Source organism: Mariniflexile sp. TRM1-10 (assembly GCF_003425985.1).
GTDB lineage: Bacteria > Bacteroidota > Bacteroidia > Flavobacteriales > Flavobacteriaceae > Mariniflexile.
Window position 1 is genome coordinate 4,009,340 of record NZ_CP022985.1, and the last position, 22,560, is coordinate 4,031,899.

The 22,560-nt window shown below is 31.2% G+C and carries 20 protein-coding genes; 1 reads left to right on the plus strand and 19 read right to left on the minus strand.

From position 1 onward, the window contains the following. The first annotated feature begins 8 nt into the window (after positions 1-8). Positions 9-941 carry an SGNH/GDSL hydrolase family protein gene (locus CJ739_RS16665; protein ID WP_117177343.1) on the plus strand — a complete coding sequence of 311 codons (933 nt, stop codon included), beginning with the start codon at positions 9-11 and terminating at the stop codon, positions 939-941. A gap of 28 nt (positions 942-969) precedes the next feature. Here the strand turns inward: CJ739_RS16665 and CJ739_RS16670 are convergent, their stop codons facing one another. The 19 genes from CJ739_RS16670 to CJ739_RS16760 form a co-directional block, all read right to left on the minus strand. Next, the gene (locus tag CJ739_RS16670; protein WP_117177345.1) at positions 970-1,920 is read right to left on the minus strand and encodes a hypothetical protein; all 951 of its coding nucleotides are present in this window, start codon (positions 1,918-1,920) and stop codon (positions 970-972) included. 12 nt (positions 1,921-1,932) lie between these two features. Continuing rightward, positions 1,933-2,979 (minus strand): HTTM domain-containing protein, encoded by a 1,047-nt coding sequence (locus CJ739_RS16675; protein WP_117177347.1) that lies wholly within the window; start codon positions 2,977-2,979, stop codon positions 1,933-1,935. A gap of 5 nt (positions 2,980-2,984) precedes the next feature. After that, positions 2,985-3,509: a hypothetical protein gene (locus CJ739_RS16680; RefSeq protein ID WP_117177349.1), complete on the minus strand. Its 525-nt coding sequence runs from the start codon at positions 3,507-3,509 to the stop codon at positions 2,985-2,987. Between the two features lie 37 nt (positions 3,510-3,546). Continuing rightward, positions 3,547-4,368 carry a cupin-like domain-containing protein gene (locus tag CJ739_RS16685; RefSeq protein ID WP_117177351.1) on the minus strand — a complete coding sequence of 274 codons (822 nt, stop codon included), beginning with the start codon at positions 4,366-4,368 and terminating at the stop codon, positions 3,547-3,549. 145 nt (positions 4,369-4,513) lie between these two features. Then, positions 4,514-5,683: a GNAT family N-acetyltransferase gene (locus tag CJ739_RS16690; RefSeq protein WP_117177353.1), complete on the minus strand. Its 1,170-nt coding sequence runs from the start codon at positions 5,681-5,683 to the stop codon at positions 4,514-4,516. Next, the gene (locus CJ739_RS16695; RefSeq protein ID WP_117177355.1) at positions 5,680-6,843 is read right to left on the minus strand and encodes a GNAT family N-acetyltransferase; all 1,164 of its coding nucleotides are present in this window, start codon (positions 6,841-6,843) and stop codon (positions 5,680-5,682) included. The genes CJ739_RS16690 and CJ739_RS16695 overlap by 4 nt, the downstream gene beginning before the upstream one ends. Before the next feature lie 25 nt (positions 6,844-6,868). Further along, on the minus strand, positions 6,869-7,777 hold the full coding sequence (locus tag CJ739_RS16700; protein ID WP_162880251.1) for a GNAT family N-acetyltransferase: 909 nt from the start codon (positions 7,775-7,777) through the stop codon (positions 6,869-6,871). A gap of 331 nt (positions 7,778-8,108) precedes the next feature. Then, on the minus strand, positions 8,109-8,777 hold the full coding sequence (locus CJ739_RS16705; protein WP_117177359.1) for a GNAT family N-acetyltransferase: 669 nt from the start codon (positions 8,775-8,777) through the stop codon (positions 8,109-8,111). Beyond that, positions 8,771-9,943, minus strand: a complete 1,173-nt coding sequence (locus CJ739_RS16710) for a GNAT family N-acetyltransferase (protein WP_117177361.1) — start codon at positions 9,941-9,943, stop codon at positions 8,771-8,773. Before CJ739_RS16710 ends, CJ739_RS16705 begins: the two co-directional genes overlap by 7 nt. Further along, positions 9,930-11,108, minus strand: a complete 1,179-nt coding sequence (locus CJ739_RS16715) for a GNAT family N-acetyltransferase (RefSeq protein ID WP_162880252.1) — start codon at positions 11,106-11,108, stop codon at positions 9,930-9,932. Before CJ739_RS16715 ends, CJ739_RS16710 begins: the two co-directional genes overlap by 14 nt. Before the next feature lie 11 nt (positions 11,109-11,119). Then, on the minus strand, positions 11,120-12,352 hold the full coding sequence (locus tag CJ739_RS16720; RefSeq protein ID WP_162880253.1) for a GNAT family N-acetyltransferase: 1,233 nt from the start codon (positions 12,350-12,352) through the stop codon (positions 11,120-11,122). Continuing rightward, positions 12,342-14,993 carry a peptidoglycan bridge formation glycyltransferase FemA/FemB family protein gene (locus tag CJ739_RS16725; RefSeq protein ID WP_117177366.1) on the minus strand — a complete coding sequence of 884 codons (2,652 nt, stop codon included), beginning with the start codon at positions 14,991-14,993 and terminating at the stop codon, positions 12,342-12,344. The genes CJ739_RS16720 and CJ739_RS16725 overlap by 11 nt, the downstream gene beginning before the upstream one ends. Before the next feature lie 6 nt (positions 14,994-14,999). Further along, a complete protein-coding gene (locus CJ739_RS16730; protein WP_117177368.1) occupies positions 15,000-15,644 on the minus strand; it encodes an acetyltransferase in 645 nt (214 codons plus the stop codon). After that, positions 15,637-16,323: an acetyltransferase gene (locus CJ739_RS16735; protein ID WP_117177370.1), complete on the minus strand. Its 687-nt coding sequence runs from the start codon at positions 16,321-16,323 to the stop codon at positions 15,637-15,639. Before CJ739_RS16735 ends, CJ739_RS16730 begins: the two co-directional genes overlap by 8 nt. Next, positions 16,307-16,933 (minus strand): sugar transferase, encoded by a 627-nt coding sequence (locus CJ739_RS16740; protein WP_117177372.1) that lies wholly within the window; start codon positions 16,931-16,933, stop codon positions 16,307-16,309. Before CJ739_RS16740 ends, CJ739_RS16735 begins: the two co-directional genes overlap by 17 nt. Positions 16,934-17,418: 485 nt before the next feature. Then, on the minus strand, positions 17,419-17,769 hold the full coding sequence (locus CJ739_RS16745; protein ID WP_117177374.1) for an endonuclease domain-containing protein: 351 nt from the start codon (positions 17,767-17,769) through the stop codon (positions 17,419-17,421). 205 nt (positions 17,770-17,974) lie between these two features. Next, the gene (locus tag CJ739_RS16750) at positions 17,975-19,138 is read right to left on the minus strand and encodes a glycosyltransferase family 4 protein (protein WP_117177376.1); all 1,164 of its coding nucleotides are present in this window, start codon (positions 19,136-19,138) and stop codon (positions 17,975-17,977) included. Positions 19,139-19,830: 692 nt separating this feature from the next. Further along, positions 19,831-20,979 carry a GNAT family N-acetyltransferase gene (locus CJ739_RS16755; protein ID WP_117177377.1) on the minus strand — a complete coding sequence of 383 codons (1,149 nt, stop codon included), beginning with the start codon at positions 20,977-20,979 and terminating at the stop codon, positions 19,831-19,833. Positions 20,980-21,263: 284 nt separating this feature from the next. Continuing rightward, positions 21,264-22,478: a GNAT family N-acetyltransferase gene (locus CJ739_RS16760; protein ID WP_117177379.1), complete on the minus strand. Its 1,215-nt coding sequence runs from the start codon at positions 22,476-22,478 to the stop codon at positions 21,264-21,266. Between the last annotated feature and the right edge of the window lie 82 nt (positions 22,479-22,560).

Consider the following 22,560-nt stretch of genomic DNA (forward strand, 5'->3'; position numbering starts at 1 on the left):
TAAAGATAATGAAGAAGTTAATTTTTAATATTTGCTTGTATATTGTTCTTATACTTTTTTCATTAGAAGGTCTTGTGCGTTTTTTTCATTTGTATGACGATGTTCCTTTACTGTATATTGATGCATGTGGGGTGCAAAAAACGGTGCCAGGTCAAGCAGGCTTCTCGGTTACTGGAAATAGAAGGCAAAACTATGCTGAGTATAAAATAAATAGTTTTGGTTATAATTCATATAGGGAGTTTAAGCCCACTAAAGAGCGGATAGAGATTGCGTTAATTGGTGATTCTTTTATAGAAGGGTTTAACCAGCATTATTACGATTCTACCGGCAAAAAAGTGGAAGATAGATTGGAAGGTGTAGAGGTTTATGAGTATGGGCGTGGCGGCTATGATATGGCTGATCAGCTACACTTAATCAATGCTTATAAAAAAGACTTTGACCTTATTGACTATATTTTCATATACATGAAGTTTGAAAATGATTTCAAGAGAAGTTCATATGCGCCTGAATATGATTATATTGATTTAAAACACACGCTTAAATTTAAAGTTAAAAGAAACATTAAACTTTTTATGTATGCTGATAGAATCGGACTTTTTGATGGTTTTAGGAAAATTATTTATAGACAAAATAGCCCCGTAAAACAGCATACAATTGCAGAAGACACTCTACATAAGAAATATATAGAAAATTTCAAGGCTCTAGTAAAAACATATGGTTTTAATAAAGAAAAAATAATCTTCTTACTTGATGAAAGGAAGACAAGTCCGTTGTTCTTAGAACATTGCGATGACATGGGGTATACGTACCTAGACTTTGGTGCAGAGTTTGCAAAATCAAAGAAGCCAGCGACTTTAATTTATGATAGGCATTGGAATAACAACGGAAGAACCATGGTGGCATCAGTCATAGCGGATTATGTAAGAACACATTTAAAGTAAGAACCATAATATAACGCGGTATTTGTGATTATTTCATGTCTTCTTTAATATAATTGGCAATAAGTGAAGCGATTATATTTCTGCCATTATTGTTCCAGTGTTGGTCGTATATAAGTGTTGTAGGCTTTTTTGACTTTTCTAGTGCAGGGCCAAAATCCAAATATTTATATCCAGATTTGTTACAGTACTCTAAGAATAACGGACTTGTTTTTTTAGTGTCGAGTAGAAACACTGTTTTGCTTTTATCAATTTTATAGTTGCTTACCAGTGTTTTAAAGTTTTCTAAATACTTTTTCGTGTTTTCTTCAGAAGCATCATTATCTATATACTCTTTTTCATTATCATCATATCCCAATAACTTATTTCTTAATTTTATTATAGGGTCTAATAGTCCTATATTTTGAGCGTAAGTAAGTAACTTAATATTGTCTTTTAATTTAAAACTCAGTGAGTTTTGTAAATTGACTCTGTAAAAATTTGGCTCGTAAGTGTCCCGTTCCAAATCAGTATAAAATTTAATGTATATAAAAACATAATCTATGTTTTCAAAAGGTTTTTTATAGGCATCAATAAGATGTAACTCATCTGCTAAATCATAACCAGAATATCCGTATTCAAACACCTTAACTCTGTCTTTTAAAAGTGTTTCAATTTTTTTACCGGTAGAGTCGTAGTAATCTTGATGAAATCCCTCAATAAAAGAATCACCGATTAAAGCCACATCTATATCTTTTTCATTCGGTGTAAACTCTCTATACGAGTTAAAACCTGTTTTGTTTATTCGATACTGGGCAAAATTCATTCTTCTGTTACCCGTTACATAATAGCCTTCTTGATTGGGTGCATTTACTTCAACATTTAAATCGTTTATGATATATGGGGGGTATTGTTGGTATAGATGCAGTAATCTTACCAATCCTTCTAAGCAAATAACAATCAATATGCTATATAATATCGATTTTAAAAAAAGCAATTTCATAATTAAAACAACTTATATGGTTTGTAGTTTACTATATATTAAATATTTAACTTGTTTTAGTTTACTTATAATATAATCAAAAATAAGATTCCAGTCAAGTAGGCAAAAACATATTAACTGGTATTGCCTAAACGAAATGCCCATTAGAGTCCCTATTGATATATGAAACAAGATGGCTGAAATAAGGTAGATATTTCTATATTTAGAATTGATGAATATTATAAAAGCCAATAGTTCAAACATTACTGAGCCTATAGCAAGCAGCATTAAAAGTGATTTACTATTAGCTATATATCCAGAAATTGCAATAAATTTTGGCGCCGTCTGGTAGTTAGCATACGTGTGACCAATAAAACCGAATTTGTCTTTCCATTTTTCTTCTTCAGTAATTTCACTGTCTCCTATAATCAATTGTATATCACCTTGTTTATACAAACTGGTTCTTTCATTTAAATAAAATCCTAAAGTAGCGCCATCCATCCAATGTATACCATGTCCGTATCTAAGTTTCGAAAGCCCTGCAGAGAAGTAAGTTAGAGCTACTAACATTAATATAAGGTTTAATCCCCATTTCGGTTTTTTTCCAAAACCAATATTATTGTTTTTATAAAAATATTTAAGTAATATGTAATCTATAGATAGTTTCATAGAACCTGGCACTAAAGCTAATGCCAATAAAACTTGTGTAGGTAATGATACATGGTGGTCGAAAATGCCAATGCCTTCACCTATTCCGTACAGAAAAAAACTAAAAAACGCTAATATCACCATATTTAACCTTCCCAATAACCCTATTGAAGCACCTATAGTGGCCATAATGATTAGGCTGTGATATGTGGCTGTTGTACTGGCATCAAAAATAAATAGGGAATCTGGCAACATGCTAGTGAACCATGTTTTTGCAAGCTGGTAATCTGGAGCCCCTATTAGTTCGGAAACAAATCTTAGTTCACTAATAAGCTTTTTTCCTATTAAAATTGGTAGTAAAAGCCTTAAGATGCTTAGGGGCTGGTTTATAACAAACCGGATGGCGGAGACAATGTTACTTGAAAACTTCATTTTAATCAATCATCTTTTGAAATTTTGTCTATCGCTTGGTTTTTATATAGCGAAACATAGTGTTGTTTTTCAGAATCATAATATGCAATAATTTCTGGTTTGGTTTGAGGCTCTCGTTTTTGGTTGACCTCCACGATTTTTAAATTGATTTTATCAAATGAACGCTTGTATTTATCCATCAGCAGGTTAGAATAGTTCTTGAAAAATAAATCCATTCGTTCTTGGAAATCACTTTTACTTTCCGAAAATTTGTTTGTAAAAGGGGATATGGCATCTGTAGATCCATATACTTTGCTAAAAAAATGCCTCATAAACAAATCGTCAGATTTCCCCAAATATTTTGTTAGATCTATTGATTTTGAGTCTTTAACGCCTTCTAATTTAAATAGATAAAATTTGGTATCCTTGTTTATATAATGCCCAAACATAGGCGCACAAGTATAAGGAAAACTTTCAATTCCAAATATAATAACCAATAGGTTTGGGATAAGGAAACAGGCACATATTAAGGGTTTGTAAACTCTTTTCATTATACTTAATAGCATACTTAAAGTTGTTAATTATGTATTAGTTACAGCAAAAACAGTTTTTAGGTTTGTAATACCCGCGTCTGTGAATATAATCCAATGCTTTTATGCCAAACATTTCCAATTTGGAAAAGCCAAAATTACTAACACTTATAGATGTGTCTAAGGATTGTACATAATGCCACCATTTTGCAGGTACATGTAACACGTCACCTGGTTCCAATATGACGTGTAAAAATTTTACTTCTTTAAATTTTGGGAATTTTTCTGGTGTAAAGTTGTTTATATCGACTTTGCTTGCTCTTCCGCCATTGATGTATTTTGGGCTCGGATACATTTTTTTGTTATACTTGGGTGCCGCAATAATGAACATTTTTCTTCCTTTTATTTGCGAATACATGTTTTTGCCCGTATCGTTATGAAATCCAGAGATAGTGCCCGATGGCCCTATCCAAGCGGTGATGTCGTTAATTTGGGTGTGGTCTTCAAAAATAGAAAAATCAACGTCATTTTTTAGACTTGGAAAATAGTTAAAGATATCTAAGGTTGTTAAATAATCTTTTATTTCCTCCTTATTGGTTTCGGCATCTATTAATTTTTTGATGAAGGATTTAAAAGACGATTTTTTATACCGGTTATCATCTTGAATAAAGTTTCCTTCCAATAAATCGACATCTTTATCTTCTTTGAGATTCAGGAAAAAATCGAGATCCCAATTTTTGGTTGCATTCCATTCTTTAGCAAGCCCTCTTATAACAATAGGTTTTTTGTTGAAATATCTTTTTTTAAACGTACTGGAATCCAAAGTTGGAACTTCTTCAACAGGCGAGCTGAGGGCTATTATTTCGTTTAAAATGTTCATTGTTGGCTGGTATTAAATTAAGAACGAATGAATTTATTGCTAAAAATTTTTAAAATATATTAAACTCGACAAGTCGTAATATAATTTAGATTAATGATTTGTTTGTATGGAACTCATCTTGACTTTTTCGCTTTAATCAAAAAAATCAAGAAGCGTCGTTTATGGAAAGCAGCTCACTATTTGACTTGCCAACAATCGTTATATGGCCATTTAGCGTGCTTTTATATACTTTAATGTTATCTACATGTTCTTTGTGTTTGTACAAAAAATCAAAGACCTGCTTTTTTAAAAAACCATCATTGCTGTTGTTGTAATCAATCTCAATTAGTTGGGTATAATCTATAGTTGGGTTTTCTGTTACATTGAAAATAGGCTCTAGATTTGTCGTACTCTTTTTTAAGTTAAAAGCCTTAACTTTTTTAACCCACGTATCTATGTTGTACTTTTTTAAAACGTTTTTTGCTTTAATGATTCCTATTTCTAAAAAAGCCAATGATTGGGACTTGAGGTTTTCTTTATTATAGATAATATGATGATCAAAATGATAAATTAGGGTACACCATCTTCGTTTGTATTCTAAGTCTCCATAGGCCATATCTAACATGTCGTAACCATTATTGATACTCCATTCCAACAGTTTAAAGAGGGATATATTGCCCAATGCAAACTTTGCATAATCAATGTTATAAGAAGGTATAGACACAAAGAATATATTATTGTAGTGGTGGTTTATACAAATATGTACTGGCACATTATTACTATATATCACAAAAAGGGAAGCGTCTTTATTGTTAATTAATTGGCGTGTGGTTTTTAAGTAGAAATCCCAATGGGTTAAAATATCATTTTTATCGTTTCTTTGATTAAATCGATTGACTAGCATAACATGTAAAGCACCCATGTAATACTGGTAGTCTTCTTCAGAAATATGACCATAATACATTTTGTAGGTTGCTGTAAAACAGGTTTCGAACCTATTTGTTAAACGCTTTATGTTGGCTCTAAAACTTTTACTGTATTGGTTATTAAGAAACTCGTTTATTTCTTGGTTTTTGTTTAAAACAATCGCGTACCCATTGATTTTTTTTTGAGGTATTACTTTAACTATGTAGTTGGAAGATGTTAAAAATGAAGGCATTAAATAATTAGGAAATAATTTTATGGAAATAGGAGTGTTGATTTCGTTTGTGTCATTTTCCATGGCACTGTAGACCAAGGTATTGTTAGGTTTAAAAGCTAAATTTTTATAGTGTTTTAAGACCTTGTGATGCTCGGTTAAAGTATTGTAGAAATCTTTTTTAATTACTAATGTCATAGGTCAAATGTAACTTTTTTAACTTTCTTGGTTCCTTTTAAAATGTAATTATTTTCATTTATTAAAAAGACTTCTAAATTGTCAATATGCTCTTGCTCCATATATAAAAAATCGTTTATGGGCTTTTTTATATTAAGGTGTGGGCTTTTATTAAAGTCTATTTTTGTAGCTTCCAGTTGGTTTATGCTCTCAGGATTAATGGGTTCTATTGTGTAATTAAAAAAAGGATTGGCAGAAGGCATTATTGTGTTTCCTAGCTTCTTTTTTATGTAAGTATATGCTTTGTCTATTTTATAATGTTTAAGGGTGTTCTTAATTTTAATTTTTAAAATTTCTGAATGGGCTAAGATAAAGCCCAGAATTGATTTTTTCTTGTATATAAAATGGTATTCGTAGCTATATGTTAAATTACACCAAATTTGTTTGTATTCAAGGTCGCCATTTCCCATATCAAGCATGCTGTATTTATTTTCAAAACACCATTCCAAGAGCTTATAAACCATCGTATTTCCTAAACTGAACTTTGAAAAATTAATATCATAACAAAATATGTGTCCAATAAAAATATCTTTTATATGGTAGTTTATAGAGATGCCAATAATTTCATTATTTGCGTAGACTATAAATAAAGAGGCTGTTTTGTTTTTAATAGCTTCAAACGTTGTTTTTTCGTAGTGTTCCCATTTATCCAAAATTTCGGTACTGTCCTTTTTTTGCGCAAATCTACTTAAAAGCATTTCTTTTAATTTAGAAAGTGCCGTATCATATAATTCTTTAGAGATGTTGCCATAATATAATTTGTATTCTATGTTAAAACAGCTTTCTAAGCGTTTGATTCTTCTTAGGATAGGGCCTCTTGTTTTTGGTTTTAAGTGGTTTTGCAGGTATTCGTTTATGTTGCTGTATCCATTGGTTAAAACAGCGAAGCCATCTAAGTTTTTTTGAAGTGTTTTCTTTATGTTGTAGGAGCTCTTTAATACTTCTGAGTGAAAATAATTTGGGAATAAGCTTATGGCATAGGCTTTTTGCTTATTTGTTGTTGCCGCTTTGTTATAGAATATCTCATTGTTATGGGCATAGCCAATTTTGGAATAATACTCAAATGTTTTATCCTTTTGAAAATACGAATTATAAAAATCTTCTTTTTTTAAAATCGGCATTTATTGTATAGTTAGGTTTAAAGTCTTATTTTTTAGATTTGATATTCTTAATGTATTCTATTTGCTGTTTTAAAGTGTTCTTTAGTTTAATTTTAGTTATTTCAAATTGCGCAATACCTCTTGCTATTGCGTTGTTTTTATAATATATCTTGTATTCGATATCATAAATTAAATTAGCCCATTTTTTTTTGTGGTATGATAATCCTATACCTAAATCAATAAACGGGTAGTTGTTGTTTATGCACCAATTTAGTGTATAATATTTATCTAAATCACTTAGGCTGTATTTGCTATAATCACTATCATAGGCGTGGGTTTCACTAAAAAGGATGGTGTTGCTAATATGTCTTTTAACAGAAATGCTAATAGGCTTTTTTCCATCGTAAATAACTAAAAGAGAGGATTTATTTTGTCTGATTAACGCGGCTAAATCTTTGGTATTGCTTTCCCACTCCATCATAAAAACATGGTTTTCTTTTTTATTATCAAACCGTTTGTTTGTCATTGTGTACAGCGTGTTTAACAGAAACTCACATTTTTCATCTGAAATGTCCCCAAAGTTTAATTCGTAATTTATATTACGATCATTTTCTAGTTTCTTAATAGCTTTTTTTAGCTTAACCCTTAATTGTCGACTTGTGTAACTATTTAAGTACGATTCTGCTGTTTGTGACTCGTTTAAAGTTATTCCGACTCCAGAAAAGCCGAAGTGCGTTATGCTTTTCGATTTATAATGTTCTTCATTAACTAGTTTTGATTTTAAGAATGTGGGGAATAGGCTTACGTAAATAACATTTGGTAATGTCGTTGCTGAACTTGCATTACTGTTTAAAATTTTTTGATTGTTAAAACGCACATATTCATAGCAACCAGGAATAATTGTTTTGCTGTTTTTATAAAAATTCCAAATAAATTGCTCTCTTTTTATATGCATTACCATTAATTGTTTGTTACTACCAATTTTGATGATTTATTTTTTCCTTTAATCAGGAATGCATTTGGCTCATTCATTACTTTAAAAATGGTGATATTATTTTTAGATTCAAAATTTAGATATAAAAAATCATAAACTGGTTTTCTTAAAAATAGATATGCTTCATCTTCTATATTGATTTCAGATTGTATGTCGCTTTTAATAAAGTTTTCTAATGCTACATAATAAAAACTAAGTGGCTCATTTTTTAAATCGGAATTATTTTCGGTCGTATTTAAATTCGTTTCTAATTTATCTTGTTTGCCTAACCTTACTTTTAATTTGTAAAAAGCTATTCTATTATTATATTCCCGATTATCGTATGCCTTATGTAATTAATTAGTATGTTATCATAATGGTAGCTTAGATTGATGTCTATAGGTTTATCATTGTCATAAATAACAAACATAGACGCTTTTTTGTCCCGTATTAGTTGGTAAAAAATTTCTTTGTAAAATAACCAATCGTTTGCAGCCTCATGTATATCACCACGTTCTAAAAATCTTCTTTCAATCATTATTTCCAGAACATCAAACAGCGCCTCATAGTTGTTTTTATCAATGTTGCCAAAATACATTTTGTATGATATATTAAAGCATGTTTCGAGTCTTTTTATGTATGTCCTGATTTTAGACCTGCTTTTGGATCCAAACTGGTGTGCCATATAGGCATCAAGCGATTCAAAATCTTTAATATCAATTAAATACCCATTGTATAAATTAAACTTGAAGCTTTTATATGTTTCAACCGGCACTATGTTTATATAGGGTGGTATTTGATTGATATAATGAATTTTGGCGTTGCTATTTTTAACTTCTTTTATATTGACTGCCGTATCAATATTTAAATTGGTGGTATTGTTGATGATTGCTTTATAAAAAGCATACTTATTGCGTTTTACAATAAAATCATGAAAAAAGTCATGAAACGTATATTTTAATAGCAAGCGTTTTTTTAACATGTATCGATGGTAAGTTTTAGCGTCGTTTTTTTTCCTTTAATGATATGGGTATCCTTAGAAAATTTATAGATGATAATATCGTTAATGTGTTCTTTGCTATTAAATATACTATCGTAAACGGGCTTTTTTAAAAAATCGTTTGCTTTTAAATCGACTACAACTACATCTTCTAATTTAACACATGCATCAGCATCCATTTTTTCAAGATTATAGGTCATGTTAGCACTTTTACTATCTGTTTTTGGTGCCTTTAAAAAGTGTTTTAGATAAATTATAAAGGTATCTAGCCTAATTTGTTTTAAGGAATTTTTTGTTTTTATTTTAAATATTTCAATGGATGCCAAGGTTTTAGATACTAAATTCTTGTTATTAAAAAGTACAATGTATTGCATTTCATAAAATGAATTGCACCACTTTTTTTTATGATCCATTACGCCATTACCTAAATCTAAATACTTGTAATTGTTAGCGATGCACCACTTTAACAACACATAATTTCCAATATCTCCTAATCCAAATTTATAAAAATCTATATCAAAACCATTAAATTCAGAAAATAAGATCGAGTCATGTGAATGATAATTTAAAGTTATATTTATAGGTTCCCCATCGCTACATATAACAATTAAACAGGCTTTTTTTGAATTTATTAAATTGAAAATATTCTGGGTATTATTTTGCCAATTATATAAAAATGAATTGATTGTTTTTTTATTATTAAATCTTCTAACTAACATGCTGTAAAGTTTTAATAGTAGAGATTCACATGTTTCTTCAGAAATGTGTCCAAAATAATATTTGATTTCTATATTAAAAGATTGGTTTAATCGGTTCCAAAGGCGTTGTACATTTTTTCTTGTTTGCGTGCTTAAAACATTTTGCATGTAAGACTCTAAGGTCTCTTTTTCGTTAATTATGATGCCACATCCATCCAAATGTAGGTTATCAATCTTTTTTTCAAGATATGGTTCTTTTTTATTAAAATTGAATTTTAAGTAATTTGGAGCTAAGCTTATAATTGCCAGATGCTTATTATCAAGATTGTCACTAGTGCGATTTTTGTTAATGAAGCTAAAACCATTTAATTCGACACTTTCAATACAATTTGGTATCATTTCCTTTTTTAAGAAATCCCAAAGAAACTGTTGCCTGTTAATTAAGCTCATTTTGTGATGCTGTAATTTTTAAATGATTTTTACTTCCTGTGGCGATATAGGTTTTATCGGGTTTGTTTAATTTATAAACCGAAATATTTTTAATATGCTCATTATTTGTATAAAGAAAATCGTAAATGGGTTTTTTAAGAAACCTAAAATTGGTGTTTAGTTCTTGAGTAATATCCTGTTTGTCTTGGGTTTCTATAGCTGCCCCGTCTATGTGTTCTGTTTTGTACTCGGGGATGTTACTTGTGTTTTTTGGTGTTTCCTTTTTAAAATAACCTTTTAGGTTATAATAGGAGTCGTTAAGTTTTTTGGCTATTAAAAAGTTAATGAGTCTATACTTTAGTTTTAAAAAAAAGGCATACATTTTAGCTACAGGCTTGTTGTTGGAGGCTATCACATGGCTTTCAAAATTGTACATCAAATTACACCAGCTTTTTTTATAATCTAAATCGCCATAGCCCATATCAAAAAGCATGACGTTGTTTGCTAAGCACCATTCTAACTGTTTGTATATTTCTATATTTCCTAAACTAAACTTTGAGTAATCCAAAGCATACGATGATATAGAACTATATAGTATGTTATTGAAATGAAAGTTTAATGAAATTTCTATAGGTTCGTTTTCATTATAAATAACAAAAAGAGAGGCTTGTTTATTATTAATAAGGCTGTAAGTTTTGGAGGTGTAGTCCTGCCAGTTTGTTAAAACCTTGTTTCTGCCTGTACGCTGCTGAAACCGTTTCATTATCATTTCATGCAAGCACTGCATCAACAAATCGTAATCCTCTTTTTGAATGTTTCCATAAAACATGTTGTATTTTATGTTGAAACAAGATTCTAAGCGGTTTAAGGAACGTGCCACATTCTTTTTAAAGTTTGTGCTGCAGTTGCTCTTTATATAGCTATCTACCGAAGTAATTCCATCCAAATTTATAGCATATCCATGCTTGTGGAAAACTTTTTGGCGCATTAATTGGTTGTCGATGTTAATATGTAAATAGCTTGGAACTAAATTGAAAACTACTGATTGAGTGTTATTGGATAGTTTTTTTACGTTTTTATATACAAGGGCGTTGTTAAAGCTGGTATGTATGGAGGTGATTTTATTTGAAATGCTATTTTTCTCAAATAAATTACTATAAAAGTTTTCCTTTTGTATAAATTTCAAACCCATCATTGTTATTTAACAGCTAATAATTGACTCTTGTTTGTGCCTTTTATCAGATATTGGTTTTTGCTATGTAGTTTATAAATTTTCAGGTCGTTAAAATGCATGCTGTTTAAAAATAAAAAATCAAAAACAGGTTTATTTAAAAATGCCAATTGCTGGTCTAGTTTTACTTCTCGAAGCATTTCTTGTTCATAAGGATGCTCTTCGATGTTTAATTCTTCAATATTTATTTGGGTCTTTTTACTCTTTTTGTTTAATGCAAAGGTCAGTTTATGTACTTTTTCATTTATATTTTTATCTCTTAGGTATTGTTTTGTTTTAAAAACAACAGCCAAGGCATTTGCAAGTAGGGTAGCTGTTAACGATTTGGTATTGTAATAAATATGGTATTCAAAATCATATTTTAAATCGCTCCAACTTTCTTTATAATCAAAATAGCCTTTTGAAAAATCGAATACTTCGTAAGGACTATTAAAGCTCCATTCCAACATTTTCATTATGGAAATCTTTCCTAAATGAAACTTGGCATAATCGATATCGAAAACGGTTATGGCATCAAAAATTATAGTATCGGAAAAGTACAGCAGCCTCACACTAATAGGAGTATCTTCATTATAAATAACATGAAGTGCTGCTTTGTTTTCTAAGATCAATGGGTAAACAACATCTTGATAAAACCGCCATTCTTCAGGATTTAAATTGTTATTGGTGATTTGTTTATCTTCAAATCGTTTAATTAATAATGTTTTAAAGTGATTGAATATAAAGTCATACTCGGTTTTATCAATAGTTCCAATAAGCATTTTCTCTTTAATATTAAAGCAGCGCTCCAGGCGGTTCCTGTATCTATTTAACTTTTGGTTGCTGCTTTTGCTAAAGGTTTTATTTAAATATGCATTGAAATTGCTATAGTTTTTTAAGGTAATTAAAAAGCCTGGGTATTGGGGTATTTTTTTTAAACCTAAATTTTTAGGAGCTTCAGTGGTGTTGATGTTGAAGTATTTGGGTACATCGTAAATAAGGTATGCGTTGCTTTTTAAATCGGCAACAGTACTTTTAGCTATTTGGTAGCTAATGCCTTTTGTTAGGTTTCTTCCTAAATTAATATATATAGGTAAAGCGCTTGGTTTATAAAATGATAGCTGCTTGATAAAACCAAAGGCATAACTTTTGTTTAGATTAAACTGTTTTAACCATAAATTAGTAAACGAGTAGGATGTAAATGGGTTGTTATGAATCACACAAATTAACATTTAAGTCATCAACATATCTATAAAGTGGGAAATAATTTGGTTCTTTAGTCATGCCTTTTTTCAAAACCAATTCGTTATATACTTCCTCATTAGCGATAAATGTCCATAATTTGAAATCTTTAAAATCTTTTGAAAAAGATGATTTAAAGTGAAATAAAGAGTCATTATCAGCACCGCCTAAACCGCCTCCTAAATTAAAGGAGTTATACCCTTTTTTGTTAGCCATAATCCTCATTTCGTCAATTAATAATTTCGTGGGATTTAGATGAACAAACTCTTCTGCTGTTCCAGATAAATGATAGTGTAATATCGAGTTGGAAGCAATAAACATACTGGCACCAATTACTTCTTCGGAATTATTAGGCGAAACCAATAGGATAGTTGTTTCAAATTCATTACTCTTTATAATGTTTTCGAAGTAATTTCTATTAAAATAATAAAACTCTTTAGCATTTACTCTATCCATATTTTCATAATATAAATCAATGAATTTATGTAAATCTTCTATAGAATTGGATGTTTTTATTGAACACTCTTTTCTTGCTTTATTGATGTATGTTTTAAGCCTTTTTCGGTAGTCACTTTTTTGTTCATCTGGACATAAATCAAGGTCAATGTTTACAATCTTGCCTTGCAAAATGAGTTTGCCAAACCCTTCTAAAATATTATTTTGATGTGTTATGTAAGGGTTTAATCTTGAAAAAGCACATATGATATTATTATCATTAAAATACTTGGTGAACTCTTTAACGAAATTTGAATTATCAAAATCAGGATTTCCTTTAAAAATAGGGCCTACATATCCATAAACTGATGTGGCATCTTTATATTTTGTCCCTGGTATATTCCGCAATATTAAAGGAAAAGCTACTGTAAAATTATCTTCAGTATATTTAAATAATACTGGTGTTTCATTTTCTTGTACAGATAGGGCATGATAATCGTAGGTATGATAAAAATCGTAGTTTTTAATATCTTTTATGGTGTCATCCCAATCTTTTTTATTTGTTAGCGCCACAAGCGTTGCATTATTTTTATCTATTTTTTGTTCAATAGCATTTAATTTTTTATTGCTTATGTCTTTATATATGATCTCTGATAAAATTTGAGAAATCCAAATAATTCTACCACAATGCTCTACATGCCAAATGGGATTGCCATTAATAACATTTCCAGCCAATAGAGGTCCCATAACATGAAAGTTTTCCATTACTTCAAGGGATTTATTTACATGAAAACCAATTTCCGAATTATTGGGGGTACCATATCCTTTGTTTATTAAGTTTCGAATAAGTTTAGGGGTGCAGTCTTGAGTTAGTCTCATGCCTCCCATACAGTTAATTACTAAATGGAACGGTGTTTTATATTTTTTAACTTTATTGGTTTTGGTGTCTAAATATTGTAAAAAATACGTGTTGTTTTCATCAAGTAACAAATCGTGGAATCGACCTGCTACATGTTCGAATTTATTTTTTTGAATTAAATCCTCTATTGTATTTGAATAGTGTAGCCCTGCGCAACGCTGTTTTTTGCCAATTTCATTACCATATAGGCAAGCAAATTCTTGAAGTTCCTTTTCATCAAGATTTGCTAATAAATTCCCAAAGGCTGCCGATATTGTTTCGACGGTAGAAGCAGCACCCAAGTTTATTCTCTCAGATCTCTTGATGTCTTTAAATGTGGCTTCGGCAATAGCTTTTGCAGTTAGTCTTTGTTCAGATTTTAATTTATATAAATTAATTGGTATAAATTCTTCTTTACCTTTTTCGTTAATTTTAGCATCCGGAGCCTTACCTTGAGTGGATAGGAAGACAAATTTATTTGGGGATACTTCATTCGTGTTTGTGTCATTTAGCTTGTATAGCATTTCCAGCGCACTCGCATTTGCGCCCACAATTAGAACATTTTTTTCTCTATTTTTTGTTTTTCCTAAATATGCCTTGATTTTTTTTAGGGTACTATTCAATTCGGGGTCATAAGGTCTGTTGACAAGCATGAAATTGTCTTTCTCAATAAAATCCTTATCACCCCAAAGATTATTAACTGGCAACGACCCTACAGAAAGCACCAATTTATTTGTTTTTATTTTCAGTCCAGAGTTTAGTGTTATATGATAAATATGGTGTTCCTTTAAAACATCTATTGCTTCGCCTTTTAAAAAGTTTACTTCAATCCTTTTTTGGTTTTCTAATGATTGTATCGTGTTTTTAATTTTATTATCTATATAACTACCAAAAAAACGGCGTGGTATAAAAAGATCTTCCCAAGCATTATTGTGTATTTGTTCTTTATGGTCTTCTAACCATTTTTGAGATAATATACCGCCTTCTTTTTTAAAAGCACTTAACAAATAGTTTTTATTATTATTAAGCCACAAAATAAATTCACTTAGTTCGGGTTCGGGTAAAAAATTCCTTAACGATGTAATAAGCAAGGTGGAAAACCCTGACCGATTACCATATGGTATTCCTGTATTAAACTCAGAGGATTTGTCAATAACGTTAATAATTACTTTATGGTTGAAGTAAGCGTCATTTTCAATTAAGTTAAATAACTTTAAAAGTGTAAACGATGTGGAAATGCCTGATCCAATAAACGTTATATGCGCGATGTTATCTGAATTCTTCAAAATGAATTACTTTTTTAATGTTTTTATAATTTTGCCTGGGTTTCCTACAACCGTTGTGTAATCGGGCACATCCTTTAACACGATGGTTCCAGCCCCAATAGTGCACCATTTGCCAATTTTAACAAGTGGTATAACGACGGCTCCTACACCTATATGGGTGCCTTCGCCTACTTCAACATGACCACATAATGCTGCTTTGGGTGAAATATGTGCAAAATCACCAATAATATTATCATGATCGATACTTGCACCTGTATTTACAATAACATGTTTACCAACAGTGGTATTGGGCTGAATAATAGCTCCTGCAAAAACAACCGTACCATCTCCAATTTTTGATGTTTCGGAAACTATTGCAGACTTATGAATTGCCTTTCCGTAGGAGCATTTTAAAATTTTGGCAATTTCAGCTCTATCAGAATTAATGCCTACAGCTATTATTACGGGGTCGCCTTCGTGTGGAAAATCAGCTAGATGCTCACGAGCTCCTACATTTACATTTTTGGATGCATAATGCACGGTTTCAGGCTTATCATCAAAAGTGTCGGATATGGTATAACCGTTTTTTACTAAAACCTCTTTAATTACTTGGGAATGCCCTCCGGCACCGTAAATTCTTATTTTTTTATTGTCCTTATTTGGGTTATTCATATGTATGCAAATATTTTTCATCAATGTTTCTTGTTCGAATATGTTTTGCGGGTATGCCATATACTACATCGCAATCTTTTACATCATTAATAACCAAAGCTCCGGCACCTACTAAAGCATGGTCTCCAATATTAATATTTTGAATTATTGTAGCTCCTATGGATATGGCAGAAAAATTTCCAATTCTAACGTTTCCTCCAATGTTAACTCCGGGAGCTAAACTAGAATAATTTTGCATGGTACTTTCATGTCCTAATGATGCGTTTGTATTAATAATACAAAATTCGCCAACTATGGCATCTGAATTAATGATGGCTCCAGCCATTATAACAACTCCTTTTGGGATTTTTATGTTTCTGCTTAACACAGCGTTTGGGTGAATTGCTGGTAAAAACTCAAAATTGGGAGCTATACTTTTTACTTTTTCTTTTATTATATGTCTTGTCCAGTTATCTCCAATAGCAATAATGCCCCCAATAACCTCTTGGTCTGCCATCAATAGCGGAATTTCATCTTCCGTTCCCAAAATTTCATAACCTGATATTTTAGTGCCTAGCTTTTTATACGAATCTATGAGTCCAATAATATTGAACTTATTTTGCTTCTCAACAATATCAATAATTACTTTGGCATGACCAGATGCACCAATAATTACGATGTTTTTAGTTTTTAAAGTCATTTTTTCTTAATTCGTTTAAGTATGGTTGTGATTTTGTGGCATCGGTAGCGATGTCTTTTGAGGCCAATACTTTATATACTGTTTTCATTAAAATATTGAAATCAAGTTTTAAGGACACGTTTTCAACATATTCTACATCTAATTTCAATCTTGGATTCCACTCTAAATAATTCCTTCCGTTTACTTGTGCTAAACCTGTAATGCCAGGTCTTACCTGATGTCTTATTTTTTCAATAGTTGTATAATAGGGTAGGTATTCAGGTAATAGGGGTCTAGGGCCAATAATAGACATGTCTCCTTTTAAAACATTGAAAAGCTGCGGAATTTCATCTATGGATGCTTTGCGTACAAATTTCCCAATAGTCGTTAGTCTTTGGGAGTCTGGGAGCAATTTGCCGTTAGCATCCTTTTTATCGGTCATTGTTTTAAACTTGATGATATTGAATATCTTTTCGTTTTTACCAGGGCGTTTTTGGAAAAAAAATGGCTTACCGTTGTTAGCAAAGAACAAAAGAATTGTCGCAATAATAAGAATAGGTGATAGCACCGTTAGCATTATTATAGATATTACTAAGTCAAAAAGTCTTTTAAAGGTGTTTTTATAATTCATAAATTAGCTATTTCATTATTTCAATTATTAAGGCTACAAATTATAATTGTATTATAAGGGGTTTAAATTATGTTTAATGGTGCGTAGTTTTTAGATATAGAATTTAGAGCTCGTTTAAACTTTTTACAATCAAATATAAAACTATCTTGAACAGTTTTATATTATAAAGTGTTTATTTCGTTCTTATAAGCAGTTTTATCGATAAGGTTCCTATAAATTTAAAAGCTTAAGTGGTATTTGTAGAATTATGCTTTGACAAGCTAGTATAATGCTACCAGTCGGTTCCGACTGCAATTGGATTGATACTTGAATCTATTTTGTTTTCTTCATTATTTTTTTTAACCTGTGGGACCATATATTGAACTTCAAAATGTTTTACCCTTCCGTCTTTAAATCTTATCAGATTTAAATCCACCTTCCCTTAGAAAAAAGGGAAGGTGTTGTTTGTCGTTTTAATTTTTAATATAGATATCATCATGATATTTTCAGCCTTTAAAATGACTTGTTATTTTTTCTAAAACTTCAGGCAGATTTTCAAAGATTGATTTGTTTTCAAATCGAAGGATTTTAAAACCTAAACTTTCTAAAATCAAGGTTCTTTCATAATCATAATTTTGTTGTGCAAAATCTAAATGCACAGCTCCATCTAATTCTACAATCAGTTTTTCTGAAGCACAGTAAAAATCTACTATGAAATTTTTAATGCTATGCTGCCTTCTAAATTTTCTGTTTTTAAGCTGTTTTCTTTGTAGGGACTTCCACAGTGTAGCTTCAGCTGGAGTTAGGCTTTTTCTTAATTCTTTTCTGCGTTCTTCTAGGTGTTTATGGTTGTGCATTGTGTTTTGTTTTGCCCTTCCGTCTTTAAATCTTATCAGATTTAAATCCACCTTCCCTTAGAAAAAAGGAAGGAGTTGTTTGTCGTTTTAATTTCAAAGTAGATATATCATGATATTTTCAACCACTTAAACTCTCCTCCTTTAAAAGGAGGAGTGGATTCGGTTTCACTAAAAGAAACCGAAGACGAGGTGGTTTTAGCCTGGGTTAAATAGCTGCTTCTAAATTTCGGTATTCTTCAAGGATGGCATTCCATACAAATTGTTGTTCAAATTTTGAGACCACAATATTGCGTGATGCTTCTCCCATTTTTTTATGGTCGTCTTTAGACATGACATACATTTTTTCCATTGCCTTATGTATGGCTTCCGTATTTTTAATAGGAATGATGATGCCATTTTCGGGTTCTGAAATAATTTCGTTACACCCATTAATATTGGTAACTACACAAGGTAAATTCATAGCACATGCCTGTAATACAACATTTGGGAATCCTTCTCTATAACTAGGAAAAACCAGCGAATTTGAAACTGCAAAGTATGGTCTTACATCGGCAGCCCACCCCGTTGCTCTAATATTATTATTTGATTTTATAATAGCTTCTGTTTCCGGTAAAAGTGGGTCCAATTCGTTTTCATACCATCCGACAAGTAGCAATTTTACATTTTTATAGGTATTGTTTATGTTGCTAAATGCCGTAATTAATTCGTTAACTCCTTTGTCTTTAACCAAACGTCCTATATAAACAAACACATAGTCGTTTTCTGTTAAGTTTAAATCTGTTCTTAATTTGCTTTTAAATTCAGCGTTATACATGTCAGGGTTAAAATGTGTTGTATCAATACCATTAGAGCTCCCATTTCCTAAAACTTTTAACTTGTCTTTGGTAGTGAATTTATTTTGTAGAATGATATCAACCAACCCATACGAATTGGGGTAAATTTTAGTGGCACATGTATAGGTTATTTTCTCTACAAGATTTAATATTAATCGTTTTAGACCTTTTGCTTCAACCAGCGGTAGGCCTGCAATGGTATGTAATCTGTTAGGAACCTTGGCAAGTAGTGCTGCCAACATTGATAAAGTTCCAGCTTTTGGGGTGTGGGAATGTACTATAAAAGGTTGTTCTTCTTTAAAAATGCGATATAATTTATATACGGCTATTAAATCTTTGAAAGGGGTTATTTTTCGGGTCATTTCTACAGGAACCATTCTTATATTTTCTCTTCGCCCCACTTCTTCTAAAAAGCCTTCATCTGAGGATGATATGCCTATAATTTCATAGTAATCACTCATAAAATTAAGTTGCCCTTTAAGTAAACTTGCCAATGACATAGGTACTGTGGTTACTCTTATAATTTTTTTCTTCATTTTTGGTTTGTAGAAATGGGTTAATAGTTAAAAACAGGCAAATATAAATAAAGAATGCTATAGCTTTTTATTAAGTCTGTTTAATGTATGATTTTTAGGATGAATGGCGAAGTGGTTTTTTTGATTGACGATTTACGATTGATGATTCAGAATTTAGAATTTAGGATTGAATCAACTTTCAAACTCATAACTCATAACTTTTAATACGGTTATGAGGTTATATGGTATATTCTTGTGGTCGTTTAGTAAAACAGTTTTCAACTTTCTAACCTTTTAACTACTGCCGTGAACTACTAAACGTGAAACGTGAAAGGGGAGAAGGGGTGTTGGATTTTTGATTAACGATTAACGATTTATGATTGATGATTCAGAATTCAGAATTTAGGACTTGAATCAACTCATAACTCATAACTTTTAACTCAAAACCCTTAACTTCTGGCTTCTGGCTTTTTAACTTTTAGATTTGGTTCTCGATACCATTTTCTCATGCTTCGAAAATCACTCGAACTGACGTGTTGGGTTCTTGGTTCTTGGGTCTTGGTTTTGGTTTGGGAAACGTGAAACGGGGGTTTGTATTTTTGATTAACGATTAACGATTAACGATTTATGATTTTTGAATTTTAGCCTTGTAAGGATTGTGTTTTATGTTTATGCATCAACTTTTAACTCATAACTTTTTAACCTTCTAACTTTTAATTATTCTTTAGTATGGTTTGGTACATGGTTTTTCCCGAAATTATGTAGGTATTTGTATTTGTTGCATGGTACACTTTGGTATGCTGCTCGTGTTCTAAACTGGTATATAAAAAATCATTTCGGTATCTATTTAAAGCTGCATGGGCTGTGTCTGTTGGGTTTATTTCTTCCATGTTTTGCACAGCTTCTCTATTAATGGGTTGTTTTAATATATCTAGTGCTGTGTATAATGCGGTTGTTTCTTTTTTATTGTTGTTTTTTAGTTTTTGGAGTACCAACGGTATTATTTCGTTAAATCCTTTGGCTTTTAAGTATTCTTTTAAGCTATAAAAACCATGTTTTAGTGTTGCCTCTATGGTGTTTAACTTTGCATGGGGGTTGTATATAATGTATTGGTGGTATTGGTATATGAGATTGCTCCAACGGCGTTTATAGTCCATGCCACCAACACCCATTTCAAATAGTACATAGCCATTTTCTATACACCATTCCAATTGTTTGTAAATTTCAACATGCCCAAGTCCAAACTTGGAGTAATCCGTATGGTATGACGATATGTAGCTGAATAGGATTTTATCGAAATGGTAGTTTAACGAAATCTCTATGGGTTGTTCATTGTTGTAAATTACGAATAGAGACGCTTTTTTTTCTAAAATTTGTTGGTAGGTATTATTTAATAAATATTCCCATTCGTTTAAATTTTTATGCTGTTCATTTCTTTCATCAAATCGTTGTATAATCATTTGATGCAGTGCCTGCATAATGGTTGTGTATTTTTCTTTAGATATATTTCCTATATACAGCTTGTAAGTAATATGGAAACAATGCTCTAAACGATTAACAAATCTTTTTATAATGTTTCTCTTTTTAGAATTAAAATGCTTTTGCAGATATTCTTCAACTGATGCCATGTGCTCCAAAGAAATGGCGTATCCCATATTGTGCTGTGGGATGCTTTTTATTTTATAATTTGCTTTGGGGTGTATTGTTACATATTCTGGAAGTAATTTAAAGGCATGGGTTTTTTGTGCTGTTTTATTATTGGGGGTATTGGTATTGTAAACAACATTGCAGGCGTTGTATGTTACTCCGGTGCATAGTGCCTTAAAGTTTTCTTTATGAAATAATTGCGGGAATACTTCCATGTGATATGTTGGGTGTTGGTTGATGGTTTTTGGTTGTGGGTTGGGTACTCTTAACTCATAACTTTTAACATCTAACTTTTATTGGTTCTCGATACAAAATGCTCCGTACCTCGCATTTCACTCGAACTGACATGTTGGGTTCTTGGTTCTGGGTGATGATTTACGATTAACGATTTTTGAATTTAGACTTTTTAGATTGGCTGTTGGTTGATGGTTGTTGGGTCGGGTACTCTTAACTTTTAACTCATAACTCATAACTTTTTAACTTTTAACATCTAACGTATTCATGACTTGGCAACTATTTGAACTGATATTATTTTTTTTAGACCTTTGAAATAGAATTTGTTAGGGCGTTTGTCTTCATTGTATACTTTTACATCTGAAAATCGTTCTTGGTTTCGGTGTAAAAAATAATTTAGTGCTTCGGTTAGTGGTTCGTATTTTGAATCGAAAGGGTTGATTGTTATTAAATTTGCTGTGTTAGGCATGGTGGCATTATTATTTACTTTTATGCTTGCTGTTGCATTATTTAAATCCTTTTTTGTTAACCAGCGGTACTTCAAATGCACAAATTTACTATAAAGTATTTGTAGTTTTATTTTTTTTAATGCTTGGATGCTGTAATACCTCACAGCGATACGGCCCGTTTTACAATAGGCGGTTAGTGTGGCCATTACCGATTTTTTATTATAAACCACATGCTCGTTGTAAAGATAGGTGGTATCTACCCATTTTCGTTTGTGTAAAAAGTCACCACGCCCCATATCAAACACCTTAAAATTATTGTTAAAACACCATTCTAGGTGGTTTACTATATTGATATGCCCTAAGTTAAAAACGGCATACTTAATATCATAACAGCTGTTCCAATGAAAAAATGTGTTTCCCATTATAAAGTTAAGGGTTATGTTAATTGGTTTGTCTTGATGGTAAATAACAAAGATTGCTGCTTTTTTATCTTGTATTAATGGGTACATTATTTGTTGGTACAGCTCGAGGAACGGCACTTCAAAATTGAACTCTTCTTTTTGTTGGAACCTTTGCTCGGTAATAACATGCAGGGTTTTAAATAATTTATCGTATTCGTTTTTGTCTAAATTATTGCCATAATAGGTTGTATATGTAGGTTGTAAACATAGGTCGAGGCGTTTTTTGTAGCGTCTAAGTTGTGACCATCGGGCTTTTCTAACTTTTTTATTTATATAGTCTTGAAAGTTGGCGTAAGTGCTTAAGTTTATTAAGTAACCCGCATACAAGGGCGCTATTAGTTCATTATAGGTGCACAATTGCTTGTTTAAAACGGGTTTTATATAACTGGGCACATCAAAAGTGCTTTTTAGGGTTTCATTATTGGTATGAGGTGTTTTGTTTTTATTTTCAAAGGCTATATCGAGCGCTATGGTGTTTTGTATTTCGCTATAGCATGCGGGTAGCGCCTCGTTGTTCACTATCTGGTCTATTAAGAAACTAGAGCGTTTATAGCGTATTTTTTTTGTCATGTTACTTTTTGGTTGTTGATTTAATTAAACAAATAAACGAATAAACAATACAAAATAGCCAAAAGCCAATAGCTGGTGGTCA